This is a genomic window from Mitsuaria sp. RG, from assembly GCF_028369275.1.
GTDB lineage: Bacteria > Pseudomonadota > Gammaproteobacteria > Pseudomonadales > Pseudomonadaceae > Aquipseudomonas > Aquipseudomonas peradeniyensis.
Window position 1 is genome coordinate 1 of the sequence record NZ_JAQMYQ010000085.1, and the last position, 9,331, is coordinate 9,331.

The window sequence follows — 9,331 nt, forward strand, 5'->3', positions numbered from 1 at the left end:
GGGCAAGCCCGCTCCCACGCTGCCCCAGTTAAATCAAAGAATTGTATTTTGCTTCATGAAAGCGGCCTTGTGCCGCGAAAGGGCTGCGCAGCAGCCCCGGCTAACGCCCCAACAATCACCCCGGCCGATACTCCCGACACCGCTCCCGCAGTATCTGCGCCAGCAACCGCACCTCGGGACTGTGCCGGTACTCCTCGGGATAACCCATGTACATCGGCACCTCCCGCTCACGCTGATGCTGCAGGTTGACCCGCACCAGCCGCCCTTGCGCCAACCCCTGCTGCACCCGATGCTCCGGCAACCAGGCAAAGCCCATCCCCCGTTCGACGAAGCTCTCGGCCGCCGCCAGGCTGCTCACCGTCCAGCGCTGCGAGGTCCCCAGCCAGCCACTGTTCTGCGAATTGCGCGTGCCGGAATCGCGGATCACCACCTGCCGGTGGTTCTTCATGTCGTCCAGGCTCAACTCCCCCTGCGCCTCGCTCAGCGGGTGGCTGGCCCCCACCACGCAGACCAGCGAGACATTGAGCAGGAACTCCTGCAGGTAGCCGGAAGGCAGGCTGCTGGCGATACCCAGCTCGACCTTGCCGTCTTCGAGCAGCTCGCGGGCCCCGGACAACGCCGTTTCGTACAGGCGGATACGGTGATCCTTGTACTCCAGGGCAAACTCCTGCAACGCCTGCTGCAGCAATTCGATGGGGAACAGCACATCCACCGCCAGTGCCTGCTCGGTGAACAGCCCGGGCTGGTACTGGTTGGCCAGGTGCTCGAGCTTCTGCGCCGCCCCCAGCAGGTGCTTGGCCTGGGGCAGCAGGGCCTTGCCCAGGGAGGTGAGCACGGCCTTGCGGCCTTCGATGATGAACAGCTCCTGGCCCAGGAGCATTTCCATGCGGTTGACCGAGTGGCTGATGGCCGACTGCGACTTGTACATGTGCTCGCCGGCCTGCTGGAAACCGCCGCACTCGACCGTGCAGACGAACGCGCGCCACTGATCGAGACTGATCTTGGAAAACACCACTACCTCCTTGTGTACCCGAAAGCCGGGCGACGAATCCTTTGTCCTGCGGCGTTGTACCACAGCTGCGTACGACACATGAAGACCATGCCGCGATGCACGCACTTTTTGTCACTATTCGCCCGGCGCGGTTCGTGCGACAACAACCTCCCTCACGGTGCCCGGCACTAATGGATGAATAATGGACAAGGAAGTCCCGACCATGCAGATATGCACAAGCGATACGGCATAAATATATAGCCAAAACAACAGGTCAATCAGGCGATAACACCGCCATAAAATTTTCATATTAAAACAATTGAAAATTTTAATTGCCCAATTGTTCGACAATCCGCTCATCCCCCTTTGCACAAGCCGCGTGGAATCACGGGGCGCACGCCTGTGCGCGATAAATAAACGCCGAACTTTCCACCCTCAAAAAACCATGAACTGGCGTCATCAATCCCATCGGAATTATTCGCTTTTTTTGCCAAAAGCTTCAGCCGCAATAATTAAATGGCCAGCAGGGTCTGGCACCGGAACAACAAGACCGGTTGTGTATTTTGGGATTTTTTCAACAGTGAAAAATAATTGGGCATACACATGAAAATCGGCATTGATGATATTGGGCTGTCTGTACCGCAACACTTTTTCGCACTGGAAGAACTTGCCGAACGGCATGGTATCGATCCGCAGAAATACCTGGTCGGCATCGGCCAGGAGTTCATGGCCGTGCCGGCCCCGGACGAAGACATCGTGACCCTGGCGGCCAACGCCACCCTGCCGCTGCTCGATGACGCCACCCGCGCCTCGATCGCCACGGTGATCCTCGCCACCGAGAGCGGCATCGACCAGTCCAAGGCCGCCGGCCTGTTCGTCCACAGCCTGCTCGGCCTGCGTGCCGACTGCCGCGTGGTGGAGTTCAAGCAGGCCTGCTACGGCGCCACCGCCGGCTTGCAGATGGCCCGTGCGCTGGTCGCCCAGCGCCCTCACGAGAAGGTGCTGGTGATCGCGACCGACATCGCCCGCTACGAGCAGAACTCCGAAGGCGAATGCACCCAGGGCGCCGGCGCCGTGGCCATGATCGTGGCCGAAAACCCGCGCCTGCTGGAACTGCACCCGCACCAGGGCCGCTACAGCCTGGACGTCTCGGACTTCTGGCGGCCGAACCTGCGCAGCACCGCGCTGGTCGACGGCAAGCTGTCGATCGAGGTCTACCTGGAGTCGCTGCGCAACGCCTGGCAGAGCTACCGCGCCGACGGCGGCCTGGGCCTGGAAGACATGAGCTTCCTGTGCTTCCACCAGCCGTTCACCAAGATGGCGAAGAAAGCCTTCTCGGTGTTCGAGGCGATCGAGCCTGAAGCAGCCAAGGCCCTGGGCGAGAAGGCCTATTCCACCAGCCAGCTGTACGGCAAGGCCATCGGCAACTGCTACACCGCCTCGCTGTACATCGCCCTGCTGTCGCTGCTGGACAACAGCGACGAGGACCTGACCGGGCGCAACATCGGCCTGTTCAGCTACGGCTCGGGCAGCGTCGGCGAGTTCTTCAGCGCCACCGTGGTGCCGGGCTACCAGGCCCATTCGCGGCGCAAGGCGCATGCGCGCATGCTGGCCAGCCGCACCCGCCTGGGCCATGAGCAGTACAGCAGCTGGTTCTACGGCGACAACCACCCGGCCGTGGCCGACTACAGCACCCCGTACGTCACCGGCGGCGCGTTCCGCTACGGCGGTTGCGAGGGCTATCGCCGTCAGTACGAGAGCACCGCCCTGTCCCTGAAGATGGCGAGCTGACGACCATGAGCGACGTGCTGCTGAGCTGGCCGCAACCCGCGGTCGCCTGCCTGACCCTGAACCGTCCGCATGCCGGCAACGCCCTCGACGAGGCCCTGCTCGGGGCCTTGCACGAGCAGCTGCAGGCCCTCGCCGAGCACCCGGGGCTGCGCGCCCTGGTGCTCGACGGCGCCGGCGAGCACCTGTGCACCGGGGCGGACCTGGAGTGGATGCGCCGCAGCCGCGACTTCGACCATGCGCGCAACCTGGAGGACGCCAGCCTGCTGGCCAACGTCCTGCAGCGCCTGGACGACTTCCCGGTGCCGGTGTTGATGCTGGCCCGCGGCGCGGTGTTCGGCGGGGCCCTGGGCCTGCTGTGCTGCGCCGACCACGTGCTGGCCGCCGAGGATGCGCGCTTCTGCTTCAGCGAGGCGCGCCTGGGCCTGGCCCCGGCCTTGATCAGCCCCTACGTGGTGCGCGCCATGGGCGTGCGCCAGGCACGGCGCTACATGCTCTCGGCCGAGGTGTTCGGCACCGAGGATGCGCTGCGCCTGCAGCTGGTCCACCGCCTGGTGCCCGCCGCCGAGCTGGAGCAGGCCCGCGACCGCTGGCTGGCCACCCTGCTGCAGACCGGCCCCCAGGCCAGTCGCGAGATCAAGCAGATGCTGGCGCGCCTGGCAGGCCGCGACCACCTGCTCGACGAGCAGGGTTGCAACCTGCAGCTGATCGCCCGCCTGCGCACCTCCAGCGAGGGCCAGCACGGTCTTGCCGCCTTCTTCGAACGCAGCCGCCCCGACTGGGCGCAATGAACCCTGGGTGCGCGGACCACGAAGCCCGCGCCGTTCCGGCGTCGCCGACGACGCCCGACCTATGAGAAAAGGATTTTGCCATGTGTGGTTTCATCGGTGTCTACCAGTCCAAACGCAACAGCATCAGCGACCAGTCGATCCTCGACGCCCTGGCCGCCATCAATCACCGCGGCCCCGACGAGCACAGCCTGTGGCGTGACCCGGGCGAGCGCGCCGTGCTCGGCCACACCCGCCTGAGCATCATCGGCCTGGACAACGGCATGCAGCCGATCGTCGCCGATGAAGGCGACCTAGCGGTGATCGTCAACGGCGAGTTCTACGACCACGAACGCATCCGTACCGAACTGCAGGCCGAAGGCGCGATCTTCAAGACCGCCTCGGACAGCGAGATCGCCCTGCACCTGTACCGCCGCTCCGGCATGGCCGGGCTCAAGGAGCTGCGCGGCGAGTTCGCCATGGTCCTGTTCGACCGCCGTCGCCGCCTGATGCTGGCGGTACGCGACCGCCTGGGCATCAAGCCGCTGTTCTACACCCAGCACGAAGGCAACTGGTACTTCGCCTCCGAGATCAAGGCCCTGCTGGCCGCCGGCGTCAACCCGACCTGGGACGAGAACGCCTACGCCAGCCGCGCCTTCTACCTGCGCGACCACACCCTGTTCGAAGGCGTGCGCAGCGTGCAGCCGGGCTGCTGGGTGATGGTCGACCACGGCGGCCTGCACAGCGGCCGCTACTGGGACATGGAATTCGCCCGCCGCGACACCCCGGCGCCGAGCGACGAGGCCGGCATGATCGAATCCGTGCGCGCCGCCATCGAGGAAGCCGTGCGCCTGCGCCTGCGCGCCGACGTGCCGATGGGCGTGTACCTGAGCGGCGGCATCGACTCCTCGGCGATGCTGGGCATGGCCACCGCCCTCAAGGGCGAGCCGCTGGACGCCTTCAACCTGTCGTTCACCGACATGGACGACTACGACGAGAACCGTTTCGCGCGCATGGCCGCCGAGCACAACGGCGCGCGCTTCCACACCATCGAGATCACCCAGGACGACCTGGCGGACAACTTCGAGCAGGCGGTGTGGCACAACGAGACGCCATTCTTCAACGCCCACGGCGTGGCCAAGTACATCCTCAGCAAGGAAGTGCGCAAGGCCGGCCTGAAAGTGGTGCTGACCGGCGAAGGCGCCGACGAAGTGTTCGCCGGCTACCCGCACTTCCGCCGCGACATGCTGCTGTACAACAACGAACAACAAGACCCGAAAGTCATCGACCTGCTGCGCCAGCGCATCCAGGCCAACGAGCAGGGCTACACCAACGCGCACATGCCCCACGACATCCACTGGATGGTCGAGCAGCTCAAGCACGGCGTGTCGTGGCTGGACAACCAGGCCGGCTGGTTCAAGGCCCTGGAGAGCCTGTACCGCGGCGACTTCCGCGATCACTTCAGCGGTGTCGACCCGTACCGCCAGTTCTTCGACCGCCTCGACCACGGCAAGCTCGCCGACCGCGACCCGGTGCACAACTCCATGTACCTGTGGGCCAAGTCGTACCTGCCGAACTTCGTCCTCACCACCCTGGGCGACCGCATGGAGATGGCCAACAGCATCGAAGGCCGCGTGCCGCTGCTCGACCACCACGTGGTCGAACTGGCCTGCCAGCTGCCGGTGTGGATGAAGGTGCGCGGCGCCACCGAGAAGTACGTGTTCCGCGAAGCCATGCGCCCTTACCTGCCCAAGGCCCTGTACGAGCGCAAGAAGCACTATTTCCGCGCCCCGCCGGCCACCCTGCAGCAGCAAGGCCGCCTGTGGCAGCTGGTGCAGGACACCCTGCACAGCCGTGACCTGGACGCGCTGCCGTTCTTCGACGCGGCCAAGGTCCGCACCCTGCTCAAGCAGCTGCCGACCCTCAGCGCCCAGGAACAGGGCCTGCTCGACCCGATGCTGATGGAGCTGACCAGCCTGTGCCTGCTGCAGCGCCGCTACCGCATGAGCGGCCAGAGCTGGAACACCTTGAGCGAGGTGGCCGCATGAAGATCGCGATCATCGGCGCCGGCCTCAATGGTCTGGCCTGCGCCCTGATTCTCAAGCGCTTCGGCCTCGAGGCCACGGTGTACGAGCGGGCCCATGGCCCGCGCGACTCGGGCACCGGCATCTACGTCTGGCCCCAGGGCGTGCAGGTGCTGCGCTTCCTGTTCAACGACACCGGCTTCATCGGCCGCGGCAAGGCCATCGAGTTCCTCGACACCCATGGCCGCGACGGTCGCCTGATCCACAGCCAGCCGGTGCGCCCGGACGGCCTGGGGATCCCGGCGCCGGCGGTGATGTTCCCGCGTCCCGAGCTGTTCGGCCTGCTGCGCGAACGCCTGGCCCCCGGGCAGATCCGCTACCAGATGGGTTGCGAGAAGGTGGAGAAGGTCGGCGAACAGGCGCGGGTGACCTTCAGCAACGGCGAGCAGGAAGACTTCGATCTGGTGATCGGCAGCGACGGCGTCGGCTCCACCGTGCGCCAGTGCCTGGAGCCGGGCCTGACGCCCTACGACACGGGCCTGGTGGCCAGCCGCGGCATGGTCGAGTTCGACTCGCCGCTGCTGCTGCCCGACCGTTGCCAGATCTTCGCCTCGGAGTTCTCGCGGGTGGTCACCTACCCGCTGGCGGCCGACCGCCCGTACCGCTACTGGTTCGCCGCCTACCAGCACCGCAACCAGCCGCTGCTCGACCGCGACGGCCTGGTGCGGCTGTTCGCCGACCTGCCGCCTGACGTGGTGCGGATGATGCAAGCCACCGAGCACGAGCAGATCCTCACCCACAAGATGATGGCGCTGACCGGCGCCGGCTGCTGGCAGAACGGCAGCGTGGTGATGCTCGGCGACAGCATCCACGCCATGCTGCCGACCCTCGGCTACGGCCTGACCCTGGGCCTGGAGAACGCCTTCATGCTCGCCCAGGCCCTGGTCGGCTGCTGCGACGAGCGCCTCGACAGCGCCCTGCAGCGCTACGAGATCCGCGCCGCCGAGCGTTCGCGGGTGATGCTGGAAGTGATGCGCGACATGACCGACCTGTACTACTTCGAGGAGGACAGCGCCATGACCTCCTCGCGGATCCGGCCGATCGTCGAGCGCTTCCACGACCTGGCCCTGACCACGGTGTTCTGAGGAGATCGCCATGAGTGACGCATACCGCCAGCGCCTGCAGGCCTTCGTCAGCGAGCGCATCACGCCGAACGTGGCGGCCTGGGAGCAGCTCGGCGCCTACCCGGCCACGCTCAACCGCGAGGCCGGCGCCGCCGGCCTGCTCGGCCTGGGCCACGACCACCGCCAGTTGCCGGACGACCCGCGGGCCGTGGCGGTGCTGATCGAGGAACTGACCCGCAGCGGCGCCCAGGGCATCACCATGGGCCTGGGCTCGCACTTCGTCAGCCTCAAGGCGGTGCAAGCCACCGGCCACCCGATCGTCCACGACCTGGTGCCGGCAGTGCTCGATGGCCGCCAGAGCATCGCCCTGGCGATCACCGAGCGCCAGGCCGGTTCCGACCTGCGCGCCCTGGAGTGCCGGGCCACGCGTCAGGCCGACGGCTACCGGCTGAACGGACACAAGGCGTTCATCTGCAACGCCACCCGTGCCGACTGGCTGCTGATGGTCGGCCACTGCGAGGACGGCCTGGCGCTGTTCCTGGTCGAGGGTTCCGCCGCCGGCATCCGCCACACCCCGCGCCAGGCCCTGGGCTGGCGCTGCCTGCCGCTGGCCGACCTAGAGCTTGTGGACGTGCCAGCGCTGCGCCTGACCGGCAAGGGCGGTGTCGGCCGTCTGCTGCAGGCCAGCCTGCAGCAGGAGCGGCTGAACCTGGCGGTGATGGCCATCACCAGCGCCGACATGGCCCTGCAGGCCGCCATCGACTGGTGCAAGAGCCGCCAGGTCGGCGGCAAGGCGCTGTTCGACAAGTCGGTGATCCGCCAGCGCCTGGCCGAGCACTACGCGCAGCTGACGGTCAGCCGCCAGTTCGTCGACACCTGCGTGGCCCGCCAGGCCGAAGGCACCCTGGACCCACACCAGGTGGCCATCGCCAAGAACAGCGCCGTACAGACCCTGGAAACCCTGGCCCGCGACGCCGTGCAGCTGCATGGCGCCCACGGCTGCGTCGAGCCCTCGCTGGTCGAACGCATCCACCGCGACGCCCGCCTGCTGGCCATCGGCGGCGGCACCCACGAAATCATGCTGGAAATCATTGCCCGGCACCTGTGAAGGATCACACCATGAGCACCATCAGCGACCACGCCGCCGCGCACTCGCGCGCGCTGCTCGAACACGCCTACCAGCGCTACTGCGGGCTGGAGATGCTGGAACAGTCCCCCGGCCAGTGCACCTGCCGGCTGACCGTTACCGATGCCATCGACAACCTCAGCCAGACCCTGCACGGCGGGGTGATCTACTCGATGCTCGACGTCACCAGCATGCTCGCCACCCTGCCCTTGCTGGGGCCGGACGAGTACGCCCTGACCAACAGTTTCAACACCCTGCTGCTGTCGGCCACACCGCGGGACGCCGAGGTGCTGTTCCACGCCAAGGTGATCCGTGATGGACGCAACCTGATGTTCACCCAGGCCGAGGCCTGGCGGGTCAACGCCGACGGCAGCCAGACGCGCATCGCCAGCGCGCAGCTGAGCAAGTTCAGGCTCAAGCGGGAGTGGTGACGGCGTAATCACCCATCACCTTCTTCGCGGGGCAAGCCCGCTCCCACGTGATATGTGGGGGCGGACTTGCCCCGCGATCGTTTCAGCACAGAGCCCCTGGCGATACATGACAACCTTAAGGGTAATACCCTGATTATCTGCGCTTTTCACTCCCGCCCGATTGCTCAAGACTGGCTGTCACACACATCACTGAAAGGATTCTCGCAATGAATCACAAGGTCCTGGTCATCCGCTCCTCGATCAAGTCCGATGGCGGCTTCTCCGGCCAACTGGTGGACAACTTCCTCAAGCAGCTCAAAGAGGTCAACCCCGAAGCTTCGGTGGCGGTACGCGACCTGCACGCCCAGCCCATCCCGCACCTCAATGCGGTGACCATGGACGCCCTGTTCGGCGGTGACGCCAGCAGCATCGAGGCGGCCGCGGCACTGAAGCTGTCCAACGAGCTGATCGAAGAGATCCAGGAAGCCGACCGCGTGGTGATCGGCCTGCCACGCTACAACTTCGGCGCACCGTCGATCCTGCACACCTGGGTCGACTACATCGTGCGCGGCGGCGTTACCTTCACCTACGTCGACGGCGCCCCGGTCGGCCTGCTGGATGACAAGCCAGTGCACGTGCTCAACGCCAGCGGCGGCGTCTACAGCCAGGGCACCGACACCCTGGCCGGCTGGCTGTCGCAGACCCTGGGCTTCGTCGGCCTGAACAGCGTCGAGTTCATCTACGCCGAAGGCCTGGGCATGGGCGAAGAAAGCCTGGCCGCGGGCCTGGCCGCCGCCAACCTGAAGATCCAGCACAGCATCGCCGCCCTCGGCGAACGCCCATGCCCAAGCCTGGCCACCGCCGTAGGGAGGTAAGATGACCCGCAGCCAAGACAACCCGTCGGTCCAGGAGCTGTTCCTCAGCGAACTGGTGGCCGAGCCCAATCGCTACCACCTGTACATCTCCCACGCCTGCCCGTTCTCGCACCGGGTGCACCTGGTGCAGAGCCTGCTGGGCCTGGAAGATGCGCTGGACGTCACCTCGGTGGGGGGGGGGGGGGGGGGGGGGGGGGGGGGGGGGGGGGGGGGGGGGGGGGGGCCG

The 9,331-nt window shown here is 66.4% G+C and carries 9 protein-coding genes and 1 pseudogene; 8 read left to right on the forward strand and 2 right to left on the reverse strand.

Annotated elements, in window-relative coordinates; genetic code table 11:
• Positions 1–115: 115 nt before the first annotated feature.
• Both POF53_RS25515 and POF53_RS25520 read right to left on the reverse strand, forming a co-directional pair.
• Positions 116–1,012 (reverse strand): LysR family transcriptional regulator, encoded by an 897-nt coding sequence (locus POF53_RS25515; protein WP_203651719.1) that lies wholly within the window; start codon positions 1,010–1,012, stop codon positions 116–118.
• 453 nt (positions 1,013–1,465) lie between these two features.
• Positions 1,466–1,672: a hypothetical protein gene (locus tag POF53_RS25520; RefSeq protein ID WP_475861507.1), complete on the reverse strand. Its 207-nt coding sequence runs from the start codon at positions 1,670–1,672 to the stop codon at positions 1,466–1,468.
• On the opposite strand from POF53_RS25520, the gene POF53_RS25525 reads away from it, so the two are divergent.
• The 8 genes and pseudogenes from POF53_RS25525 to POF53_RS25560 all read left to right on the forward strand — a co-directional run.
• Positions 1,595–2,782, forward strand: a complete 1,188-nt coding sequence (locus POF53_RS25525) for a hydroxymethylglutaryl-CoA synthase (RefSeq protein ID WP_232856563.1) — start codon at positions 1,595–1,597, stop codon at positions 2,780–2,782. The genes POF53_RS25520 and POF53_RS25525 overlap by 78 nt on opposite strands.
• A 5-nt stretch (positions 2,783–2,787) precedes the next feature.
• Positions 2,788–3,570 carry an enoyl-CoA hydratase-related protein gene (locus POF53_RS25530; protein WP_110739294.1) on the forward strand — a complete coding sequence of 261 codons (783 nt, stop codon included), beginning with the start codon at positions 2,788–2,790 and terminating at the stop codon, positions 3,568–3,570.
• An 80-nt stretch (positions 3,571–3,650) separates the two neighbouring features.
• Positions 3,651–5,594 carry an asparagine synthase (glutamine-hydrolyzing) gene (gene asnB, locus POF53_RS25535; protein ID WP_232856562.1) on the forward strand — a complete coding sequence of 648 codons (1,944 nt, stop codon included), beginning with the start codon at positions 3,651–3,653 and terminating at the stop codon, positions 5,592–5,594.
• A complete protein-coding gene (locus POF53_RS25540) occupies positions 5,591–6,715 on the forward strand; it encodes an FAD-dependent oxidoreductase (protein ID WP_254463812.1) in 1,125 nt (374 codons plus the stop codon). The genes asnB and POF53_RS25540 overlap by 4 nt, the downstream gene beginning before the upstream one ends.
• Before the next feature lie 10 nt (positions 6,716–6,725).
• The gene (locus POF53_RS25545) at positions 6,726–7,802 is read left to right on the forward strand and encodes an acyl-CoA dehydrogenase family protein (RefSeq protein WP_050706620.1); all 1,077 of its coding nucleotides are present in this window, start codon (positions 6,726–6,728) and stop codon (positions 7,800–7,802) included.
• Positions 7,803–7,813: 11 nt separating this feature from the next.
• Positions 7,814–8,251 (forward strand): PaaI family thioesterase, encoded by a 438-nt coding sequence (locus tag POF53_RS25550; RefSeq protein ID WP_254463813.1) that lies wholly within the window; start codon positions 7,814–7,816, stop codon positions 8,249–8,251.
• A 206-nt stretch (positions 8,252–8,457) separates the two neighbouring features.
• On the forward strand, positions 8,458–9,105 hold the full coding sequence (locus POF53_RS25555; RefSeq protein WP_023629104.1) for an FMN-dependent NADH-azoreductase: 648 nt from the start codon (positions 8,458–8,460) through the stop codon (positions 9,103–9,105).
• Between the two features lies 1 nt (position 9,106).
• Positions 9,107–9,331: pseudogene (locus POF53_RS25560) on the forward strand (hypothetical protein); the annotation flags it as partial.

What these genes read in the sequence shown, in the direction of transcription:
- asnB (WP_232856562.1), top strand. Translation starts at nt 3,651, where the DNA reads ATGTGTGGTTTCATCGGTGTCTACCAGTCCAAACGCAACAGCATCAGC.
- POF53_RS25520 (WP_475861507.1), bottom strand. Translation starts at nt 1,672, where the DNA reads ATGCCGTTCGGCAAGTTCTTCCAGTGCGAAAAAGTGTTGCGGTACAGA.
- POF53_RS25525 (WP_232856563.1), top strand. Translation starts at nt 1,595, where the DNA reads ATGAAAATCGGCATTGATGATATTGGGCTGTCTGTACCGCAACACTTT.
- POF53_RS25545 (WP_050706620.1), top strand. Translation starts at nt 6,726, where the DNA reads ATGAGTGACGCATACCGCCAGCGCCTGCAGGCCTTCGTCAGCGAGCGC.
- POF53_RS25550 (WP_254463813.1), top strand. Translation starts at nt 7,814, where the DNA reads ATGAGCACCATCAGCGACCACGCCGCCGCGCACTCGCGCGCGCTGCTC.
- POF53_RS25530 (WP_110739294.1), top strand. Translation starts at nt 2,788, where the DNA reads ATGAGCGACGTGCTGCTGAGCTGGCCGCAACCCGCGGTCGCCTGCCTG.
- POF53_RS25555 (WP_023629104.1), top strand. Translation starts at nt 8,458, where the DNA reads ATGAATCACAAGGTCCTGGTCATCCGCTCCTCGATCAAGTCCGATGGC.
- POF53_RS25540 (WP_254463812.1), top strand. Translation starts at nt 5,591, where the DNA reads ATGAAGATCGCGATCATCGGCGCCGGCCTCAATGGTCTGGCCTGCGCC.